Consider the following 19518-nt stretch of genomic DNA (forward strand, 5'->3'; position numbering starts at 1 on the left):
GCTCGTGGGGCAGCCGCGCACGGAACGGGGAACGCCGATGTCCAGCAGCAGGCCCGCGCCCGGTGATCTGGGGCGTCGAATCGCGCATCGGCGTGAGGCGCTCGGGCTGTCCCGTGAGGAGCTGGCCGAGCGCGCCGGTCTCGACCCCGGATACCTGACCTACCTGGAGGAGCGTCCCGCGCGGCCGTCCGAGGACACTCTGCTGCGGGTCGCCCGCGCGCTGGACGTCACCGCGGACCGGCTGCTCGGCGGCGACGCCGAGCGCGCGCCCGGCCCGGGCGGGGCGCGGGCCACCCCCGTGCTGAAGTCGCTGGACCGGCAGGAGTGCATGCGGCTGATCTCCCCCGGCGGCGTCGGCCGAGTCGGCTTCGACGGCAGGAGCGGCCTCATCGTGCTCCCGGTCAACTACCGGGTGCACGGCGGGGCCGTGGTGTTCCGCACCCGGTACGGCGGGACGCTCGACGAGGAGCTGAACACCGGCGTCTCCGGCGTCGAATTCAAGATCGCCTTCGAGGTCGACCGGATCGACGACACCGACCGCACCGGCTGGAGCGTGCTCCTGCACGGCCCCGCTCACCACGTCACCGAGGACGAGCTGCCCGAGGTCGCGCACCTCGGCGTGGACCCCTGGGCGGGCGGCCCGCGCGAGCTGTACATCCGCGTCCCCGTCACGCAGGTCAGCGGGCGCCGCATCATCGCCTCCGAGGAGACCTGAGGGGACCTGAGGCGACCCGAGGCGACCCGAGGCGAAAGGTGCCCGGACCGGACCCGCCCGGCCCGGAGCACCCGCTCGCGCTTACGCCCATTCCCCCGGTCCGCGAATCGAACCGGTGGTCAGCTCTTGAGCACGCACCGGTTGGCGACCAGGTCGCCGTTCCAGGAGAAGGCATCCCGGCAGAAGTAGACCCCGGCACCCGGGCCGAACCGCACGGTGAGCTCCAGCATGTAGAGGCCCCCGCCGTAGCATCCCCGCGCGGTGACCCGGTAGCCGCCCTCGGCGGGCGTGCGGTCCCCGGAGAAGCAGATCTGCACGTCGGCCGCGCCGTGGGCGGCGGGGGCGTGCAGCAGCGGGACGGCGAGCAGCGCCGCGCTCACGGCGAGGGTGAAACGCCTGGATCTTCTCACGGTGCGCCTCCGGAATGGTCCTCGACGGTCCTGCCTGCACGCTAACCACGGCGATGAGCTCGGCCCAGGTCGAATCGTCACCGCCTTGTGTGAATAACTCCCGCCGGGAACTGTGATAAATCACCTGGCACCGCTATCGGTGTGCAGAAGGACGCGGAGCGCGGCATACGGGACGGCTTTCATGGCATGGTCGTTTCCGAGAGACACAAGGAGTCTCCAAATGTCACGTTCACGTTCACTGTCCCGCCGTGGCGTCGCCGCGCTCGTGCTCGGCGTGGCGGCGTTCGCGGGAGCGGCGGTCATCACCGCCTCCCCCGCGCACGCGGCCGGGGCCACCGTCCGGGTCAACTCGTTCGGCCAGCTCGTCGCCGAGGGCACGACGGGTCCCGACAGCATCGACCTCAACCCGTCGGGCACGGCCACCACCGTGTCGTCCGCGCTGCACTCCGTGACCGCCGGGGCCGGTTGCGTGCAGCTCGGCCCGAGCGCGGTGCGCTGCGACGGCGTCACCTCGATCCTGGTCAACACCACCCGCGGCGACGACGTCGTCCGCAACAACACCGCGCTGTTCGCCGAGATCTTCGGCAGCGCGGGCTCCGACCGCCTGACCGGCGGTTCCGGACGGGACATCCTTGTCGGCGGGAGCGGCAACGATTTCCTGACCGGCAACGCCGGCAACGACATCACCGACGGCGGCCCGGACTTCGACACCTGCAGCGGCGAATCCGAGCCCAACTGCGAGGTCTGACCGCCATCCCGCCAGCCCCGGCAACCCCCGCCGGGGCCCACGTCCTTCAGCTGCTCACCGCCCCGCGATCCGCCGCAACACCCGACGAGGACGTGGCGCGACAGGCTCGATAGGGACGAAAGACGGCTCGTCGCGGCGGCGGAGCAGGTCGAGGTCCTCGGCGAGCGCTGCGGCGGCGCCTTCGACGCTGCGGCGGATCCGGCAGAGCGGCCTGCCGCGTGCGCTGGTGCGCGGGCTCGGCCAGCGGACGCCGCCGGCGCGGTTCCCTGGCTCCGCCTCGTACATGATGATGCGGGCCCACCGTCCCGTGGCGATCTCGACGAACGGCCCGGAGCACGAACTACGCACACGAGTAGATCCCCGGACCATCGCCCACGCCCCGGCCGGAGCACATCTGACCATCAGCGCGCTCACCGGCCTAACGTCCGTCACGACGGAACTGAAGGACGACGGCTTCCGTATGTGGGCCCGCGACCCGGCCGAGGCCGGCCAATGGGCCTCCGTAACCTGGAGGCCGGGGCAGCACGAGTTCCGGGGGTATCAGGTCGGCGACCGCCCGGTTTGGGATGAGGTCGTGGACGCCTATTTCCAGTGGGTGAGCTGGGGCGAGCCACAGCGCGACCGCTTCGGGATGTCCGTCACATCGGACGGCCAGCGGGTCTGGCCGGACACCCCCGAGCGAGTGATCGCCGCACGGCCGCAACCCCCGGCGGCTCCCTGACGAACGCTACCAACAGCACCATTGAGTATCGCCTGCGGTGCCAACGGGACGGCCTCACCATCGCAGCGCCGCAGAGGGCCGCACATTCACTCCCCCGCCGCAGCCCCCAGCCGATCGCACCTGGTGGCCCACGACGCCATCCCCATCCCGTCCCACCACCTCTCCGCCACGTCCCAAGGCCACGCGGGCGCTTGAGGGAAGTGACGGAGGGGTGGCCCGCAGAGGTGCTCGGATCGCATCGGTGTGACGGTAATCGTCGTACCACCGCATCGGGACCCAAGTGACCGACCGGGGGCGCGAGCGCCGGGCGAAGCCCGGCCCAGAAAGAGCGACCGAGCGCAGCGAAGACCGTTGGGCGCGCGCCAGCGCGCACCCCACGCCCGGGCGGAACGCGGGACGCGGACGGCAAGTGGCAGCACGCACGATGCGGAGCGGTGGAGGGGCTCTCGGGCAGCGGAGGGTAGGCGGCGGCGCGTCAGCGCGCATCCCACCACCCCGGCGGGGTCAGGGGCATGGGGGGCCGGGGTGGGTGGTGGCGGTGGGGAGGGGGGTCAAGGTGGCGGCGCCCGGGGGGCCGCAGGGGGTGCCCGCGCCGGCCGCGCCGCCTCGGACGACGGGGTCGCCGGGGCCGCCGCTGACCAGGAGCGGGCGCGTGTTGCCGGGGCCGCCCGCGCCGCCCTTCGCACCGTTGCGCCCGCCGCCGCCCGCCGCGCCGCCCGTCATCCGCACCCGACCGGTGAGCGTGAGCGGGCGGTCGTTGCCGATGCCGCCCTCCCCGCCCTCCCCCAGTTCCTGCCCTGTGCCGCCGCGCCCCCCGGTGATGTTCACGGTGTTGAGCACGCCCCACCGGACCACGGTGTGGACGGCCCCGGCGTTGCCGGTGCCGCCGCGTCCGCCGTCGCCGTCCTTGCCGTCGCCGTCGCTGGCGCCGATGTCGAGGGCGGTGCCGTGGCCGCCTCTGCCCCCGGTGATGGAGATGGCCCCCGCGCAGAGGACGGTGCCGGTGCTGCCCGCCCCGCCCGCCCCGCCGTCGGGGTCGCCGTGGCTGGTGAGGGTGTCGATGCCCTGGCCGCCGGTGCCGCCGATGGCGTTGACGGCGTCGCGGCCCCCGCCACCGACGATCATGCCGGAGTTGCCGTCGCCGCCGGTGCCCGCGTCGGAGAGGTAGCGGCCGATGCCGCCCTCGCCGCCGATCACGGTGATCACGTCGTCGCCGGGGCCGCCGTCGACGCGGCCGCTGTTGCCGTCGCCGCCCTTGCCGCTGCTCAGCAGGGAGTGGCCGCCGCGGATCAGGATGGCGTCGTCGCCGCTGCCGCCGTTGATGGTGCCCTGGTTGCCGTCCTTGTCGGGGACGGCGAGAACGCTGATCACGTCGTGGCCGGTGAGGCCGTTGACCGTGCCGCCCTCGGGGATCGGCTCGCAGACGATGCGGTCGTCGCCGGGGGTGCCGTCGACCGTGGTGCCGGTGAGGTGGGCGCCGTTGACCTGGCAGTTCACCGTGGACGCCCAGGCGGTGGGGTTGATCGCGATCAGAGCGGCCGCGGCGAGGAGGACGGCCGCCACCGTCGCGGCGATGCCGCGCGGACCGTGGATGGGCGGCCGGTAGCCCCCGGGCGGAGACGGCTCGGCCATCGGCGACCCCTTTCTGCCGGGCCACCACGCGGGGGCGGGGTGGCTCTGCACGGCGACGGCCTCACCCGCATCCGCTCCGCAATTCTCCGATCACAATATGTTACCGAACGCAACCCACCTCGTGTTTCACGTTGGTGAAATTCACTGAACACGCTTGTCCCGATTGCCGCCTTGCCGGTAGAACATGGAGGAATGAGCAGGACTTTCGCAGATTGATCGATCTGGGATGGCGTTCACTGAACGGAAGGCCTGATCGAACAACGCCGTTCCCCCAGGAGGACCCATGGCCCGCCACCCGGACGCCCGCTCGCCCCTGCCACTGTCCCGCCGCACGCTGCTCAGGATCGGCGGCGGCGCCGCGCTCCTGGTCACGGCGGGCTGTGCCGCGGGCACCCAGGGCGGCGGAGCCGAGCAGCCCGCCCCTTCAGAAGGGGCCGCGGAGAAGGGCGGCGGCGCGCTGCGCGTCGCCGTATCCAGCTACATCAGCAGCTGGGACCAGGACTTCGTGGGCTTCGACCTGACCGCGCTGATGCTGTTCAAGAACGTCTTCCCGTACCTGGTGGACTACTCGGTCGCCGACGTGGGCGGCGCGCCCGCGCTGGACACCACGAAGATCGTGCCGTCCTTCGCCGAGTCCTTCGAGCCGGACGCCGGCAACAAGGTCTGGACCCTCAAGCTGCGCAAGGGCGTGAAGTTCGGCAGCGGCAACGAGATGACCGCCGCCGACGTGAAGTGGTCCAAGGACCGCGCGTTCGCCGCCAAGGCCAACGTGGCGGGCGTCTACCGGCTGATCGGCCTCACAAAGCCCGAGCAGGTCAAGGTCGTCGACGACTACACGGTGGAGTTCCACCAGGAGTTCGCCAGCGCGCTCACCCCGCAGATCCAGGCCATCTCGCTGTACGTGTTCGACTCCGTCGAGGCCAAGAAGCACGCCACCGCCGACGACCCGTGGGCCAAGGAGTGGTTCGCCAAGAACCCGCCCACGGGCGGCTACTTCAACGTGGCCAAGGCCGTGCAGGGCCAGGAGATCGAGCTGACCGCCAACGCCGCCTACCCGGGGCCCGACAAGGTCAAGCCGGCGAGCGTCCGGCTGTCCGTGGTGCCCGCGGCGGCCAACCAGCGCCTCCAGCTCCAGGCCGGGGACATCGACATCGCGCTCGGCATGAGCAGGCGCGACATCGCCGACCTGAAGAGCGCCCAGGGCATCAAGGTGATCTCGGCGCCCGGCAACGACCAGATCTCCATCCAGATGTCGGTGACGACCGCGCCGTTCGACGACGTCAAGGTACGGCAGGCGCTCGCCCACGCGGTGCCGTACGAGCAGATCATCGCCAACGTCTACGGCGGCGACGCCCGCCCGGCCAAGAGCCTGGTCCCGATCGACATGCCGGGCTACAGCGAGACCGGCTACCCGTACACCACCGACGTGGAGAAGGCCAAGGCCCTGCTCGCGGAGGCCAAGGCCGGATCGATCAGCTCCGAACTGGTCTTCGAGGCGGGCAGCACCGAGCAGCAGCAGATCGCGGTGCTGGTGCAGAGCGAGGCCAGGAAGGCGGGCATCGAGCTGAAGCTGGTCCCGCTCGACCCGGCCACGCTCGGCGAGCGGCGCGAGCGCAGGAACATCCCGCTGCAGATCACCACCGGCCAGCTCTGGGTCAACGACGTCGAGTACATGCTGGGCACCAGCTTCACCAAGGGCGCGGCCCTGAACTACTCCGGCTACGTGAACGACGAGATCGAGGAGATCTTCGAGAAGTCGCACACCACGGTGGACGCGGCCGAGCGCGACGCGCTGTGGAAGCGGGTCCAGGAGATCCTGGCCACCGACGTGCCGTGGGCGATCCTCTGCCAGCCGAACTTCAACCTGCCGGTGCGCGAGGCCGTCGCCGGGTGGGTGCAGCCGATGGACGGCCTGGCCCGCCTGCGCTACCTGAGCTCGGGCAAGTGAGGTCGCGCGGAGTGGAGCGCCGATGAGGATCGCCCGGTTCCTCGGGCGGCGGCTGGTCCAGCTCGTCCCGGTCCTGCTCGGCGTCATCATCGTGACGTTCGTGCTGGTCAGGGTGCTTCCCGGTGACCCGATCCGGAGCATCCTGGGCCAGAACGCGACCGACGCGGACGCCGCCGCCGCCCGTGCCAGGTTCGGCCTGGACCAGCCGATGTGGCGGCAGTTCCTGGACTACCTGGGCGGGCTGTTCACCGGTGACCTGGGCACCTCCATCCAGAGCGGGGCGTCGGTCGCCGGCGAGATGGCGGTGCGGATCGGCCCGACCCTGGAGCTGGTCGTCATCTCGGTGACGATCGCGACCGCGCTGGCCACCGTCCTGGGCATCTGGTCCGCCCGCCGCGCCGGGCGGACCGGTGACCATACGCTGCGGGTGCTGGCCCTGCTCGGCAACTCGGTGCCGGAGTTCTGGCTGGGCCTGGTGCTGGTCCTGGTCGGCTACAGCGCGCTGGGCTGGTTCCCCGCGCCGAGCGGCCGGGTCGATCCGGACACCGGCCTGTCCCTGCTGACCGGGGCCGACCTGCTGGACGCGGCGCTGACCGGCAACGGCCCGGCGCTCGCCTCGGCCGCCGCGCACCTGGTGCTGCCGGTCCTGACGATGGTCGTGGTGATCCTCGCGCCGCTGATGCGCAGCGTCCGCGCGTCCGCCCTTGAGGTCCTGGCCTCGGAGGCGTATCAGGCGGGGGCCGCGCACGGCCTGTCCCAGCGGGTGCTGCTGCGCGGCTACCTGACCAGGGCGGCGCTGGTGCGGCTGCCCGCGCTGGCGGCGCTGGTGTTCGGCTTCGCGATCGGCGCGACCGTCCTGGTGGAGTACGTCTTCTCCTGGCAGGGCTTCGGCCAGTGGGCGCTGCGCGGGCTGCTCTACCGCGACTATCCGGTGGTGCAGGCGTCGGTCGTGGTGATCGCGCTCTGCTACACGCTGGTGTTCCTGGTGGCCGACGTCGTGCACGCCGCGCTGGACCCGAGAGTGAGGATCTGATGGCGAACCTGGCGTCCGCGGAGGCGGCACGGCCCCGGACGGCGGGCGACCGCCGGTTCGCGGGCGCGCTGATCTGGGTCGGCGCGGTGATCCTCGGGGTGGCCGCGCTGGCCGTCCTGGTGGGGCCGCTGCTGGTGCGCTGGGGGCCGGTGGAGATCGACCCGGCCGCCTCGCTCGCCCCGCCCGGCGGGGAGCACCTGCTCGGCACCGACGCCAACGGCATGGACGTGTGGAGCCGGGTGCTGCACGCCGGACGGCTGGACCTCGGTGTCGCGCTGGCGTCGGTGGCGCTGGCCGTCGTGCTCGGCACGCTGCTCGGCCTGGTCGCGGGCTACTGGGGCGGGTGGGCCGACGACGTGCTCATGCGCGTCCTGGACGTCTTCCAGGCGTTCCCCGCGTTCATCCTGGCGCTCGCGGTGGCCGCCCTGCTCGGCGGCGGCGCGAGCGATCTGGTCCTGGTGATCGCGCTGGTCAACGCGCCCGCGTACGCCCGCCTGGTGCGGGCCGAGGTGCGGACCGTGCGCGAGCTGCCGTTCGTCGAGGCGTCCCGTACGTCGGGCGCGTCCACGCTGGGCACCCTGTGGCGGCACGTGCTGCCCAACAGCCTCACCCCGGTCCGGGTGATCGCTCCGCTGAACTGCGGCTGGGCGATGCTGACCCTGGCCGGGCTGTCCTTCCTCGGGCTCGGCGTGACGGTGCCGACCGCCGAGTGGGGCGCCATGATCAGCCTGGGCAGCGCCGACGTCGTGGCCGGGCGCTGGTGGACCTCGGTGCCCCCTGGCCTGTTCCTGCTGGTGTGCGTGCTGGGCTTCAGCCTCCTCGGCGAGGGCCTGCAGGAGCGCGCCGACTCGGTGCGGAGGTGACGGCGTGACGCTGTTGTCCGTCGAGGACCTGCGAGTGGTGATCGACCGGCCCGGCCACCGGGTGCACGCGCTGGCCGGGGTGTCCATGGCCGTCGAGCCTGGCGAGGTCGTCGGCCTGGTCGGGGAGAGCGGCGGCGGCAAGAGCATGCTGGCCCGCTCGATCGTCGGCCTGCTGCCGGGCGCCGCGCGGGCCACCGGCCGGGTGCTGTTCGGCGGCGCCGACGTGCTCACCATGGACGAGACCGCGCTGCGGGCGCATCGCGGCGGCGGCGCGGCCATCTGCTTCCAGAACCCGCGCGGCGCGCTCAGCCCCACCCGCACGGTGGGACGCCAGCTCACCGACCGCCTGTCCGCCCACCAGGGGCTGAACGGCGGAGCGGCCAGGAAGGCCGCGATCGAGCTGTTCGAGGGCGTCGGCATCCGGAGCGCGGAGCGCCGCCTGGCGGCCTACCCGCACGAGCTGTCCGGCGGGCAGGCCCAGCGGGTGATGATCTCGCTGGCCACCGGTTGCGCGCCGGGGCTGCTCATCGCCGACGAGCCGACCACCGGCCTGGACGTCACGCTCACCCGCGAGATCCTGCGCCGGTTCCGCGCCGCCGCCGACGCCGAGGGCCGGGGCGTCCTGCTGATCTCGCACGACCTGGCCTCGATCGCCGAGATCTGCGACCGGGTCGTGGTGCTCAACGCGGGCCGGGTGGTGGAGAGCGGCCCGGCCGTCCGCGTGCTGCGCGAGCCCGCCGACCCCTACACCCGCGCACTGATCGACGCCGTCCCGGACATCTCCCGCCCCAAGCCCACCACGGCCCGCGAGCAGGGCGAACCCGGCGCGGAGGCGGTGCGGATCGAGGACGCCCACGTCGTCTACGGCAGCCGGTTCGGCTCCGGCGGCCACCACGCGCTGCGCGGGGTGAGCCTGACCGTGCGGGCCGGGGAGACCGTCGGCGTCGTCGGGGAGAGCGGCAGCGGCAAGAGCACGCTGGCCCGCCTGATGCTCGGGATGATCGCCCCCACCTCGGGCAGGGTCACCCTGGCCGGGCGCGACCCGGCCCGGCTGCGCGGGCGGGCGCTGCGCGACCTGCGCCGCCGCGCCCAGCTCGTGTTCCAGGACCCGGTCGGCGCGCTCAGCCCGCGCCGCACGATCGCCGACGCGGTGGCCGAGCCGCTGCGGGCCGCCGGGGTCCCGGCCGCCGAGCGGGGGCGCCGGGTCGCCGAGGCGCTATCCCGGATGGGTCTTCCCGAATCCTTTCTGAACCGCCGCCCGCACGAGCTGTCCGGCGGGCAGGCGCAGCGGGTGGGCATCGCGCGGGCCCTGGTCGGCGCGCCCGATCTCATCGTGTTCGACGAGCCGACCTCGGCGCTGGACGTCACCGTGCAGGCGCAGATCCTCAAGGTCGTCGGCGAGGTCGCGGGCGACGCGGGGCGCGGCTCGGTGTTCATCTCCCACGACCTGGCCACGGTGCGCGGCACCTGCGACCGGGTGGTGGTGCTCTACCTGGGCAGGATCGTGGAGGAGGGGCCGGTGGAGGAGGTCTTCGCGAACCCCCGTCACCCCTACACGATGGCGCTGCTCGCGGGGGCGCCCCGGCTGTCGGGCGAGCGGGCCGCCGCGCCGTCGGTGGAGCTGACCAGGGACGCGGAGGAGGCGGGGCCGGGCACCGGCTGCCCGCTCGCGCCACGCTGCCCGTTCGCGCAGGACGCGTGCCGTACCGAGGAGCAGCGGCTCACCCCGTACGGCGCGGCCCGCGTCGCCTGCCGGCGCGTCCCGGAGATCCCCGAGCTGATCGAACAGAGTGCGACGTGAGGAGCGAGATGCCGCACATCAGGCTGGCCGTGGACATCGGCGGCACCTTCGTGGACGCCATGGAGCTGGACACGCGTACCAACCGCGTCCGCTTCCGCAAGGCGTCCACGACCCCCGCCCGGCCGTGGGAGGGGGTGCTCAACGCGGTGGAGGCCCTGGGCACCGACCTGGCCGACGTGGAGCTGTTCATCCACGGCACCACCCTCGGCCTGAACGCCGTGCTGGAGCGCCGGGGCGAGCCCACCGGGATCATCACCAACGACGGCTTCCGCGACATCTTCCTGCTCGGCCGGGGCAACGTGCCCGCCGACCGGATGTACGACTTCCAGTACGAGCGGCCGGAGAGCCTGGTGCGGCGCGGCCACACCGCCGGGGTGCGAGGCCGTCTCGACTACAAGGGCCGCGTGGTGGACGAGCTGGACCCGGACAGCGTCCGTGAGGCCGCCCGCGTGCTGGTGGAGGAGCGCGGCGTGCGCAGCCTCGCGGTCTGCTTCCTGCACTCCTTCCTCGAACCCGCGCACGAACGGCGGGCCGCCGAGATCATCCGCGCGGCGCACCCGGACGTCACGGTCTCGGTCTCCACCGACATCGTGCGCGAATACCGCGAGTATGAGCGAACCAGCACGACCGTGCTGGATGCCTACATCCGGCCCATCTTCGAGCGCTACGTGGACCGTCTGGAGACGGGTCTGGCCGAGCGCGGCTTCGCCGGGCGGTTCCTGATCATGCGGTCCGGCGGCGGCTCGATGACCTCGGCGGTGGCCAAGACCTCCCCCACGCACACCGTGCTGTCCGGCCCTGCGGGCGGGATCGTCGGCGCGGCCTACGTGGCCGAGGCGCTCGGCCGCGACAACCTGCTGACCTTCGACATCGGCGGCACCTCGCTGGACACCTGCGTGATCGAGCGCGGCGCGGCGGTGGCCGCCTACGAGGCCCAACTTGAACACTTCCCGCTGCTCATCCCCACCTACGACATCCGCACCATCGGCGCGGGCGGCGGCTCCATCGCCCACCTGGACCGGGGGCTGCTCAAGGTCGGCCCGCAGAGCGCGGGCGCCGACCCCGGCCCGGTCTGCTACGGGCGCGGCGGCACCCGGCCCACCGTCACCGACGCGGCCGTGGTGCTCGGCTACGTGGACCCCGACAAGTTCCTCGGCGGCGCGATGGGCCTCTCCGGGCAGGCGGCGGCGGACGCGCTGCGTGAGCAGATCGCCGAGCCGCTGGGGCTGGACCTGCCCGCCGCGGCGGCGGGCGTCTTCGACGTGCTGCTGGCCAAGACGGTCGGCGCGGTGCGGCAGATCACGGTGGAGCGCGGGCACGACCCCCGGGTGTTCTCGCTGCTGGCGTTCGGCGGGGCGGGGCCGCTGCTGGCCCCGCTATTGGCCAGGGAGATGGGCATTCCCGAGGTCGTCGTGCCGTACGCGCCCTCGGGGTTCTCGGCCTGGGGCATGCTGTCCGCCGACATCGTGGACGACGTGTCGCGGACGGTGATGACCACCCTCGACGACGCCGACCTGACCGCCCTCGCGGAGGTCTTCGGCGATGCGGAGGCCGAGGCGGGCGCGTCGCTGGCCGCCCAGGGGGTGCCCGCCGGGCTGGCCGTGCTGGAGCGCGCCATGGAGGTGCGCTACCTGGGCCAGGAGCACTCGCTGACGGTGCCGGTCGGGCGCGGCGCCGTCGATCCCGCCGCCGTGCGCGCCGGGTTCGAGGAGCTGCATCACGCCCGCTACGGCCACAGCATGGACAACCGGCTGCAGATCCTCAACCTGCGGGTCCGCGGCGTGGGCCGCACCGAGCGGCCGGAGCTGCCGCGCCCGGCGGCGGGCGACGGCGACCCGGCCCAGGCGCTGACCGGACGGCGCGACGCCTACGACTTCGGCGTGCGGGCCGTCGTGCCGTTCGATGTCTACGACCGGGCCGCGCTGGAGCCGGGCGACACCCTCACCGGCCCCGCGCTGATCGACGAGGGCACCTCGACCACGGTGGTGCACTCCGGCCAGCGCGTGCGGGTCGATCCGCACGGCCACCTGCTCGTCGCGCTGCCGGAGAACGGGTCTTGAACGGAGAATCCATGGAACTGGACGGGGCGACCGCCGAGGTGGTCCGCAGCTACCTGCTGGCCGCCGCCGAGGAGATGCGGGCGACGCTGATCCGCACCTCCTTCAACCCGGTCATCTACGAGGTCCACGACTTCGGGCTGTCCATGTACGACGCGGACCTGCGGCTGATCGCCGAGGCGACCGGGCTGACGTTCTTCCTCGGCGCGAACGACTTCTCGCTGGCCAAGGGCGTGGAGTACGTCGGGCGGGAGAACCTGCGCAAGGGCGACGTGATCCTGCTCAACTACCCGTACTGGAACGCCGCCCACGCCTACGACGCCACCCTCTTCGCGCCCGTCTTCGACGACGGAGAGGACGGAGGCGAGGAACTGGTCGGGTTCCTGTGCGTCCGCGCCCACTGGATGGACCTGGGCGCCAAGGACCCCGGGTATGTCCTGGACTCCACGGACATGCACCAGGAGGGACTGATCTTCCCCGGCACCAAGGTCTTCTCCCAGGGCGAGCCCGTCCACGACGTGCACGAGCTGATCCGCTTCAACTCCCGGATGCCCGACCTGGTGATCGGCGACCTGCACGCCCAGGTCGCCGCGCTGCGGACCGGCGAGCGGCGGCTGCTGGAGATCATGCGCAAGTTCGGCCGTCCCACGGTGGACGCCGCCGTCCGGCGCATGATCGAGGACGGCGAGGCCCGCACCCGCGCCGCGCTGGCCGAGCTGCCGCAGGGCACCTGGACCGCCGAGGACTGGGTGGACGACGACGGCATCACCTCCGACCCGGTGAAGATGCGCTGCACGGTCACCATCGCCGACGGCCGGTTCAGCGTGGACTTCGACGGCTCGTCCCCGGCCACGGCGGGGCCGATCAACATGCCGTTCGGCGCGACCATCGCGCTGTGCAAGGTGGTGCTGAAGGCGCTGACCTCGCCCGACGAGCCGTCCAACCACGGCACCACGCTCCCGCTGGACGTGCGGGCCGAGCCGGGCACCCTGTTCCACGCCGTCTACCCGCAGCCCACGTTCACGCTGTGGACCGGCATCGTGGCGGTGGAGCTGATCTGCAAGGCGCTGGCCCAGGGCATGCCGGACCGGCTGCCCGCCTCCTCGGGCGGCGACGTGCCCGGGTTCATGATGGTCGGCGTCCACCCCGACACCGGGCAGATGTTCGCGGTCAGCAACAACGACCTGGTCGGCTGGGGCGGGACGACCGAGCACGACGGCATGAACGCGGCCACGCACATCTCGGGCAGCGCCGGGCGTAACACCCCGGTCGAGGTCCTGGAGGCCAGGACGGGCATGTTCTTCGAGCGCGTCGAGATGCGCACCGACTCCGGCGGCCCCGGACGCCACCGGGGCGGCGTCGGCCTGCGCCGCGACATCCGATTCACCACCCCCGGCGAGTTCCTCTCCGTCATCAAGAAGACCCGTTCCCGCCCGTGGGCGCTGGCCGGCGGGCACGAGCCCGACCCCAACCAGGTCGTCCTGTTCCCCGGCACCGACCGCGAGGAGCGGGTCAGCACCCGCCGCACCGCGGTCCGGCCGGGCGACCGGGTCACGCTGCTCACCGCCGGGGGCGGCGGCCACGGCGACCCGCGCGACCGCGACGCCGAGGCGGTCCGCCGGGACGTGGCCGAGGGGTACGTGTCCCCGGAGGCCGCCCGCGAGATCTACGGCACGTCCGTGGAGGAGACCACGTGAATACGCAGGTGATCGTCGGCTGCACGGTCCTCGACGGCCGGGTGGCGGAGGGCGCGCGCCCGGTCGAGGACGCCGCCGTGCTGGTGCGCGACGACCGGATCGTCTCGGCAGGGCCGCGCGAGAGCGTCCTGGCCGAGGCGGGCGACGCCCGCCGCATCGACCTGGGCGGGGCCTACGTGACCCCCGGCCTGGTCAACATGCACACCCACCTGTCGCTGTCGCTGCCCGGCGGGGGCGGCGACCAGGTCAGGGCGATGACCCCGCACGAGCTGGCGCTCTACATGGCCGACGGCGCGTGCCGCACGCTGGACCGGGGCGTCACCACCGTCCGCTGCGTGGCCGAGAAGGACCACGCCGACTTCGCGCTGCGCCGGGCGATCGAGGCCGGGCGCGTGCCGGGGCCGAGGATCTTCACCGCGGGCCGGGCGCTGGTCTGCACCGGCGGGCACGGCCACGAGGGCACCGACACGCTGGAGTGCGACGGCGCCGACGGCTTCCGGCGCGGCACCCGCGCCCAGCTCAAGGCGGGCGCGGACCTGATCAAGGTGATGATCTCCGGCGGCATCGCCGGGGAGCACGAGGCCATCGACACCCCGCAGTTGTTCGCCGACGAGATGGCCGCGGTCATCGAGACCGCGCACGCCTGGGGCCGCAGGGTCACCGCGCACGCGGGCCCGGCCGAGGTGATCGCCAAGGCCGTCGAGCTGGGCCTGGACTGCGTCGAGCACGGCTACCAGCTCACCCCCGAGGTGGCCGCGCTGATGGCGGGGCGCGGCACCGCGCTGGTGCCGACCCTGCTGGTCACCCGGTGCAAGGAGTTCTTCGACGAGCTGGGCGTGCCCGAGTGGATGCAGCGGCGCTCGCTCGGCGCGGGTCCCCGCCACCTGGAGAGCTACGCGACGGCCGTCGCCGCCGGGGTGGAGGTGCTGCTCGGCAGCGACATGCCGCCGTTCTGGCCGATCGACGGCACCAACGCCACCGTGCGCGAGCTGGAGCACATGGCCGGGGTGATCGGCCCGGCGCGCGCCCTGTACGCGGGCACGCTCGGCCCGATCCGCTGGCTGGACGCCGAGGCCGACCTCGGCACGGTGGAGCCGGGCAAGTACGCCGACCTGATCGCGACCGGCGCGGACCCGCTGGAGAGCACGTCGGCGTTCCGTGACGTGCGCTGGGTGATGAAGGGCGGCACGGTGATCCGCGGAGAGGGCGGGAGTTGACTCTGGACACCCGGGCGGCGGCGGCCATCGCCACCGCCATCGACGACATGTACGCGGCCTTCCTGGCCGGAGACCGCGACCGGTTCGACAGCCACCTGCATCCCGAGGTCACCACCTGGGAGACCCACCTGCCCGGCCCGCTGCGCACCCGCGCCGAGCTGGACTCCTACCGCGACGCCCGCGACGCGGCCGGGGCGCGGCCCGCGCCGGGCACGCTGGCCGCGGACGACAAGCGCATCGATGTGTGGGGCGAGGTCGGCGTGGCCAGATATGTCCTGGTGGCCCAGTCGGACGGCGAGCGGCCGGAACGCACCCGGGTCACCGACGTGCTGCGGCACACCCGTGGCCGGTGGCTGATCGCCCACCACCACGCCGAACTGCTCCGCGACTGAGAGGAGACGCCATGGCCGACGACATGGAGCTGTACGACCTGCGGGTCACCGTCGACTCCATCGAGGGCCGGTCGGTGTGCGGCATGGCCGTGGGCGACCACTTCGACCTGGAGCGCAGCGCCCACCTGCGGCTGCCGGAAGGGCGGCACTTCTGCGTGTGGGCGCTGGCCTCCGTGCTGCCGTTCCTCGCCGCCAAGCAGCGCGACCTGCCGGACGGCGACTGGCTGTCCCGCGACACGCTGTTCTGCTGCCCCGACCCGGAGGAACGGCTGACCATGCGGGTGGAGCGGCTGCGCCGCCGTCCGATGGACTCCGCGGAACTCACCTGACCGAGTGGAAGGAGCGCCCGCCATGACCAGGGCGGAGATCGGGATCGGCCTGCAGAGCGACAAGCGGGCGGGCGACTACGCGCGGCTGGCCCGTGCCGCCGAGGAGCACGGCGTGGACGTGCTCACCGTGTTCGGCGACCTGATGTACCAGCCGCCGATCTTCCCGTTGCTGGAGATGGCCGCCGCTACCCGCCGGGTGCGTCTCGGCACCGCCTGCCTGAACCCGTTCTCGATGGCCCCCTACGAGATCGCCGGGCAGGTCGCCGCGCTCGACCTGGCCTCCGACGGGCGGGCCTACCTGGGCTTGGCGCGCGGCACCTGGCTGGGCGAGGTGGGCCTCGCCCAGCCCCGGCCGACGGCCGCGCTGGCCGAGTGCGCCGAGGTGGTCTACCGGCTGCTGGGCGGCGACACCTCGGGGTTCGAGGGGTCGGTGTTCCGGCTGGCGCCGGGCACCGCGCTGCGCTACGAGGTGCGCCGTCCCCGGCCGCCGCTGCTGATCGGCGCCTGGGGGCCGCGCGGCGCGGCGCTGGCCGGGCGGATCGCCGACGAGATCAAGGTGGGCGGCAGCGCCAACCCGGCGATGGTCGGCGTCATCAGGGAACGCGTCCGGGCCGGGGCCGAGGCGGCGGGCCGTACGGCGAGCGACGTCGGCGTGGTGCTGGGCGCGGTCACCGTGGTCGACCGCGACGGCGCGGCGGCCCGCGCGCGGGCCCGCACCGAGGTCGCCATGTACCTGGCCGTGGTCGCCGACCTCGACCCGACCGTCGAGGTGCCCGCCGACCTGCTGGCCAGGGTCAAGGGGGAGGTGGCCGCCGGGCGGCACGAGGCGGCCGGGCGGCTCCTCCCCGACGACCTGGTGGACCTGTTCGCGTTCTCCGGCGACCCCGAGCACGTCGCCGGGCAGGCGCAGGCGCTGATCGACGCGGGCGTGCGGCGGGTGGAGTTCGGCACCCCGCACGGACTGACCCCCGACCAGGGCGTGCACCTGATCGGGACCGAGGTGCTGCCGATGCTCAAGCTGGAGGTCTGATGGCCGGGCACGTCGTGGTGATCCTGGGCCCCGCGCCGGAGGCCGATCCCGGTCTGCTCGCCGAGGTGGCCGAACGCGAGTCGGCCGCGCTGGGCGTGGCCGGGGAGGTTCGCGTCGCCGACGACGCCGTCGCCTTCGCGGCCGAGCTGGACGCGGCGGGCGCGCGGCCCGGGGTCGCGGTCGTCGCGCTGCCCGGACCGGACTCGCGGGCCCGGGCGCTGATCGGGCGCGGCACGCCGTTCGACTCGCGGCTGGTCTGGCTCGACCTGGCCAGGGCCGACCGGGTGCCCGCCGCGGACGCCACGCACCTGCACGGGCGGGGGGTGTGGGGGCTCGCGTGGGCGATCCGGCACGCCGTCCACCGGACGGCGGGCGCGGGCCGCCGCGTCCCCTACGGCGCCGACCCCGACCAGTACGGCGAGCTGATCATGCCCATCGGCGTGGACGCGCTTCCCGGGCCGCCCGCCGTGGCGATGCTGCTGCACGGCGGGTTCTACCGGTCGATCTGGGGCGCGGACCTGATGGACGCCCTGGCCGTGGACCTGGCCCGGCGCGGCTTCGCCGTCTGGAACGTCGAATACCGCCGCCCCGACCTGCACGGCTGGGACGCCACCGTGGCCGACGTCGCCGCCGCGCACGCCGCGCTGGGCGACCTCGGCGCGCCGCTCGACCTCGGCCGGGTCGCGGTGATCGGCCACTCGGCGGGCGGTCAGCTCGCGCTGCGCCTGGCCGCCGACCGGTGGGCCGGTGACGGCGGGATCGCCCTCGGGGTGTCCCTGGCCGGGCTGCTGGACCTCGACGAGTGCGACGCCCGCGAGCTGAGCGGCGGCGCGACGGCGGGCGCGCTGGGCGGCGGCCACGACCGCCTGCCGGCGGTGTACGCGGCGTCGAGCCCGCTCGCGCGGGTGCCGCTCGGCGGCCCGCAGCTCGTGGTCCAGGGCGCGCAGGACGACCTCGACCTGATCGACTTCAACCGCCGGTACACCCGTGCCGCCGAGGCGGCCGGAGACCACGTTACATACCTGGAGCAGCCGGGAGACCACTTCTCCGTGATCGACCCGGCGGCCGGCATCTGGGCGGCCACGGCGGCCGAGATGGCCGCCCGGCTGGGGGTCACGGCAAGGGGGTGACCGGCTGCCAGGAGACGGGGCTGGACAGCACCATCGTGCTGGACGGCGTGCCGTAGTGCGCCAGGCGGTCGATCAGGTCCTCGAAGGCCGCCATCGACGGCACCGCGACCATGATCAGGCAGCAGGTGTCGCCGGTGACCCGGTAGACTTGGACGATCTCCCCGAGGGCCAGCGCCCGCTCGTCGCGCAGGATGCACCGCGCCCCGTAGCAGGACATCCGGATCACCGCGCGGACCGTCCGCCCGGCCCTGAGCGGATCGACGTGGGCGTGGTAGCCGGTGATCACCCCGTTCTCCTCCAGCCGCCGCACCCGCTCGGCCACCGAGGGCGCCGACAGGTGGACCCGGCGGGACAGCTCGCTGTAGGACAGCCGCCCGTCGGCCTGCAGCTCGGCCAGGATCGCCCAGTCCATCACGTCCATGCTCACTTTCACGCTCACCCTTTGTAGTTCCGAAGGCGCAACCCGGATTCGGGTTCCACGCCGAAGGCATTCTGGCGAATTCCCCTTTGGGATGGCATTTCAGCATAGTTCGGCGTGGCTGAACATAGACGTGAACACAAGGAGGAGAGGTTGACTTCTCCCCTTCCTGAAGGAAGGGGATTCCTGCTTCACCACCGACCGCCCGCCGAGGAGAATCCCTCTTGAGGTCTTACACCGGCTCCACAGGCGTTTCAGCTCTCCGCCTGCCCGGCGGCGAGCACGTTCCTGGCCGCGTTCACGTCCCGATCATGGACCGCGCCGCACGGGCACGTCCATTCCCGGATGTTCAGCGGCATCCTCTCTCGCAGGGCCCCGCACGCCGAGCACATCCTGGAGGAGGGGAACCAGCGGTCCGCCACTACGAGCGTGCGCCCGTACCAGGCCGTCTTGTACTCCAGCATGCCCCGCGGCTCACGCCAGGACGCGTCGGAGACGGCGCGGGCCAGGGAGCGATTCTTGACCATGTTGCGAACGGCCAGGTCCTCCACGGCGATCACTTGGTTCTCGCGAACAAGCCGTGTGGTGACCTTGTGCAGATGATCCCGCCGGCGATCGGCGATCCGCGCGCACACCCTGGCGACCTTGAGCCTGGCCTTGGCCCGGTTGTTCGATCCCTTCTCCTTGCGGGCGAGCGAACGCTGGGCCTTGGCCAGCTTGCGCCGGTCACGGCGTTCGTGGCGGGGGTTGGGGATCTTCTCCCCGGTGGACAGCGTGGCCAGGGCGGTGATCCCCACGTCCACGCCCACCGCCGCGTCCACCGGCGGCAGCGGGGTGATCTTCTCCTCCACCAGCAGCAGGCAGACGAACCAGCGTCCGGCCGCGTCCCTGGACACGGTCACCGTGGACGGCTCGGCCCCCTCCGGCAGCGGACGCGACCAGCGGACGTCCAGCGGGGCGTCCATCTTCGCGAGCGTGAGCGTGCCGTTTCGCCAGCGGAACGCCGAGCGGGTGAATTCCGCCGACGCCCGGGACTTCTTCCTGCTCTTGAAGGCCGGGTACTTCGCGCGTTTGGCGAAGAAGCCGCAGAACGCGGCCTGCAGGTGCCGCAGCGCCTGCTGCAACGGCACGCAGGACACCTCGGACAGGAACCCGAACTCGTCGCCGCGCTTCCCCCCGGTCAGCATCGCGGAGGACTCCGCGTAGGTCACGCGGCGGCCGTCCACCTGGTAGGCGCGGGTCCGTTCCTCCAGCGCCTTGTTGTACACCAGGCGGACGCAGCCGAACGTCCGGGCAAGCTCGGATGCCTGCCCGGGAGTCGGGTAGAAGCGGTACCTATAGGCCCGCCTCACGACCTGCGCCACGCCCGGCATCGTA

Annotated in this window: 19 protein-coding genes; 14 read left to right on the plus strand and 5 right to left on the minus strand. The window is 73.1% G+C overall.

Features of this window, described 5'->3' with window-relative positions:
* Positions 1 to 37: 37 nt before the first annotated feature.
* The gene (locus P3X83_RS16525) at positions 38 to 715 is read left to right on the plus strand and encodes a pyridoxamine 5'-phosphate oxidase family protein (RefSeq protein ID WP_277305968.1); all 678 of its coding nucleotides are present in this window, start codon (positions 38 to 40) and stop codon (positions 713 to 715) included.
* 119 nt (positions 716 to 834) lie between these two features.
* On the opposite strand, the gene P3X83_RS16530 is transcribed toward P3X83_RS16525, so the two are convergent.
* Positions 835 to 1125, minus strand: coding sequence for a hypothetical protein (locus P3X83_RS16530; RefSeq protein ID WP_277305969.1), 291 nt, complete (start codon positions 1123 to 1125; stop codon positions 835 to 837).
* A 220-nt stretch (positions 1126 to 1345) separates the two neighbouring features.
* On the opposite strand from P3X83_RS16530, the gene P3X83_RS16535 reads away from it, so the two are divergent.
* Complete coding sequence (locus tag P3X83_RS16535) at positions 1346 to 1873, plus strand: hypothetical protein (RefSeq protein WP_277305970.1); 528 nt, start codon at positions 1346 to 1348, stop codon at positions 1871 to 1873.
* Between the two features lie 54 nt (positions 1874 to 1927).
* On the opposite strand, the gene P3X83_RS16540 is transcribed toward P3X83_RS16535, so the two are convergent.
* Positions 1928 to 2221, minus strand: a complete 294-nt coding sequence (locus P3X83_RS16540; protein WP_277305971.1) for a hypothetical protein — start codon at positions 2219 to 2221, stop codon at positions 1928 to 1930.
* A gap of 226 nt (positions 2222 to 2447) precedes the next feature.
* Here P3X83_RS16540 and P3X83_RS16545 point away from each other — a divergent pair, with 226 nt between their 5' ends.
* Positions 2448 to 2594: a hypothetical protein gene (locus P3X83_RS16545; protein WP_277305972.1), complete on the plus strand. Its 147-nt coding sequence runs from the start codon at positions 2448 to 2450 to the stop codon at positions 2592 to 2594.
* A 504-nt stretch (positions 2595 to 3098) separates the two neighbouring features.
* Here P3X83_RS16545 and P3X83_RS16550 read toward each other — a convergent pair.
* Complete coding sequence (locus tag P3X83_RS16550; RefSeq protein WP_277305973.1) at positions 3099 to 4226, minus strand: hypothetical protein; 1128 nt, start codon at positions 4224 to 4226, stop codon at positions 3099 to 3101.
* A 283-nt stretch (positions 4227 to 4509) separates the two neighbouring features.
* Here P3X83_RS16550 and P3X83_RS16555 point away from each other — a divergent pair, with 283 nt between their 5' ends.
* From P3X83_RS16555 to P3X83_RS16605, 11 genes are read left to right on the plus strand one after another with little or no spacing between them, the layout of a single operon-like run.
* Positions 4510 to 6174 (plus strand): ABC transporter substrate-binding protein, encoded by a 1665-nt coding sequence (locus P3X83_RS16555; RefSeq protein ID WP_277305974.1) that lies wholly within the window; start codon positions 4510 to 4512, stop codon positions 6172 to 6174.
* A gap of 22 nt (positions 6175 to 6196) precedes the next feature.
* Positions 6197 to 7207, plus strand: coding sequence for an ABC transporter permease (locus P3X83_RS16560; protein WP_277305975.1), 1011 nt, complete (start codon positions 6197 to 6199; stop codon positions 7205 to 7207).
* Positions 7207 to 8070 (plus strand): ABC transporter permease, encoded by an 864-nt coding sequence (locus P3X83_RS16565; protein ID WP_277305976.1) that lies wholly within the window; start codon positions 7207 to 7209, stop codon positions 8068 to 8070. Before P3X83_RS16560 ends, P3X83_RS16565 begins: the two co-directional genes overlap by 1 nt.
* A 4-nt stretch (positions 8071 to 8074) precedes the next feature.
* Positions 8075 to 9871 carry an ABC transporter ATP-binding protein gene (locus tag P3X83_RS16570; protein ID WP_277305977.1) on the plus strand — a complete coding sequence of 599 codons (1797 nt, stop codon included), beginning with the start codon at positions 8075 to 8077 and terminating at the stop codon, positions 9869 to 9871.
* A gap of 8 nt (positions 9872 to 9879) precedes the next feature.
* Entirely contained in the window at positions 9880 to 11931 is a 2052-nt protein-coding gene (locus tag P3X83_RS16575) for a hydantoinase/oxoprolinase family protein (protein ID WP_277305978.1), read from the plus strand.
* 11 nt (positions 11932 to 11942) lie between these two features.
* Positions 11943 to 13625 (plus strand): hydantoinase B/oxoprolinase family protein, encoded by a 1683-nt coding sequence (locus P3X83_RS16580; protein ID WP_277305979.1) that lies wholly within the window; start codon positions 11943 to 11945, stop codon positions 13623 to 13625.
* Positions 13622 to 14842, plus strand: coding sequence for an amidohydrolase family protein (locus P3X83_RS16585; protein WP_277305980.1), 1221 nt, complete (start codon positions 13622 to 13624; stop codon positions 14840 to 14842). Before P3X83_RS16580 ends, P3X83_RS16585 begins: the two co-directional genes overlap by 4 nt.
* On the plus strand, positions 14839 to 15234 hold the full coding sequence (locus P3X83_RS16590; RefSeq protein ID WP_277305981.1) for a nuclear transport factor 2 family protein: 396 nt from the start codon (positions 14839 to 14841) through the stop codon (positions 15232 to 15234). The genes P3X83_RS16585 and P3X83_RS16590 overlap by 4 nt, the downstream gene beginning before the upstream one ends.
* Before the next feature lie 11 nt (positions 15235 to 15245).
* The gene (locus P3X83_RS16595) at positions 15246 to 15563 is read left to right on the plus strand and encodes a TIGR04076 family protein (protein WP_277305982.1); all 318 of its coding nucleotides are present in this window, start codon (positions 15246 to 15248) and stop codon (positions 15561 to 15563) included.
* Positions 15564 to 15585: 22 nt separating this feature from the next.
* Positions 15586 to 16593, plus strand: coding sequence for an LLM class flavin-dependent oxidoreductase (locus P3X83_RS16600; protein WP_277305983.1), 1008 nt, complete (start codon positions 15586 to 15588; stop codon positions 16591 to 16593).
* On the plus strand, positions 16593 to 17723 hold the full coding sequence (locus tag P3X83_RS16605) for an alpha/beta hydrolase (protein WP_277305984.1): 1131 nt from the start codon (positions 16593 to 16595) through the stop codon (positions 17721 to 17723). Before P3X83_RS16600 ends, P3X83_RS16605 begins: the two co-directional genes overlap by 1 nt.
* Here P3X83_RS16605 and P3X83_RS16610 read toward each other — a convergent pair.
* On the minus strand, positions 17707 to 18144 hold the full coding sequence (locus tag P3X83_RS16610) for an Lrp/AsnC family transcriptional regulator (protein ID WP_277306174.1): 438 nt from the start codon (positions 18142 to 18144) through the stop codon (positions 17707 to 17709). The two genes, P3X83_RS16605 and P3X83_RS16610, sit on opposite strands and share 17 nt — an antisense overlap.
* A 251-nt stretch (positions 18145 to 18395) precedes the next feature.
* The gene (locus tag P3X83_RS16615; protein WP_277305985.1) at positions 18396 to 19505 is read right to left on the minus strand and encodes an RNA-guided endonuclease TnpB family protein; all 1110 of its coding nucleotides are present in this window, start codon (positions 19503 to 19505) and stop codon (positions 18396 to 18398) included.
* Positions 19506 to 19518 lie beyond the last annotated feature (13 nt).

Source organism: Spongiactinospora sp. TRM90649 (assembly GCF_029382225.1).
In the GTDB taxonomy this organism is placed as follows: domain Bacteria; phylum Actinomycetota; class Actinomycetes; order Streptosporangiales; family Streptosporangiaceae; genus Spongiactinospora.

Excerpts from the sequence above, each read along its gene's own strand:
- P3X83_RS16535 (WP_277305970.1), top strand. The coding sequence starts at position 1,346 with ATGTCACGTTCACGTTCACTGTCCCGCCGTGGCGTCGCCGCGCTCGTG.
- P3X83_RS16525 (WP_277305968.1), top strand. The coding sequence starts at position 38 with ATGTCCAGCAGCAGGCCCGCGCCCGGTGATCTGGGGCGTCGAATCGCG.
- P3X83_RS16580 (WP_277305979.1), top strand. The coding sequence starts at position 11,943 with ATGGAACTGGACGGGGCGACCGCCGAGGTGGTCCGCAGCTACCTGCTG.
- P3X83_RS16550 (WP_277305973.1), bottom strand. The coding sequence starts at position 4,226 with ATGGCCGAGCCGTCTCCGCCCGGGGGCTACCGGCCGCCCATCCACGGT.
- P3X83_RS16610 (WP_277306174.1), bottom strand. The coding sequence starts at position 18,144 with ATGGACGTGATGGACTGGGCGATCCTGGCCGAGCTGCAGGCCGACGGG.
- P3X83_RS16555 (WP_277305974.1), top strand. The coding sequence starts at position 4,510 with ATGGCCCGCCACCCGGACGCCCGCTCGCCCCTGCCACTGTCCCGCCGC.
- P3X83_RS16575 (WP_277305978.1), top strand. The coding sequence starts at position 9,880 with ATGCCGCACATCAGGCTGGCCGTGGACATCGGCGGCACCTTCGTGGAC.
- P3X83_RS16600 (WP_277305983.1), top strand. The coding sequence starts at position 15,586 with ATGACCAGGGCGGAGATCGGGATCGGCCTGCAGAGCGACAAGCGGGCG.
- P3X83_RS16565 (WP_277305976.1), top strand. The coding sequence starts at position 7,207 with ATGGCGAACCTGGCGTCCGCGGAGGCGGCACGGCCCCGGACGGCGGGC.
- P3X83_RS16605 (WP_277305984.1), top strand. The coding sequence starts at position 16,593 with ATGGCCGGGCACGTCGTGGTGATCCTGGGCCCCGCGCCGGAGGCCGAT.
- P3X83_RS16595 (WP_277305982.1), top strand. The coding sequence starts at position 15,246 with ATGGCCGACGACATGGAGCTGTACGACCTGCGGGTCACCGTCGACTCC.
- P3X83_RS16560 (WP_277305975.1), top strand. The coding sequence starts at position 6,197 with ATGAGGATCGCCCGGTTCCTCGGGCGGCGGCTGGTCCAGCTCGTCCCG.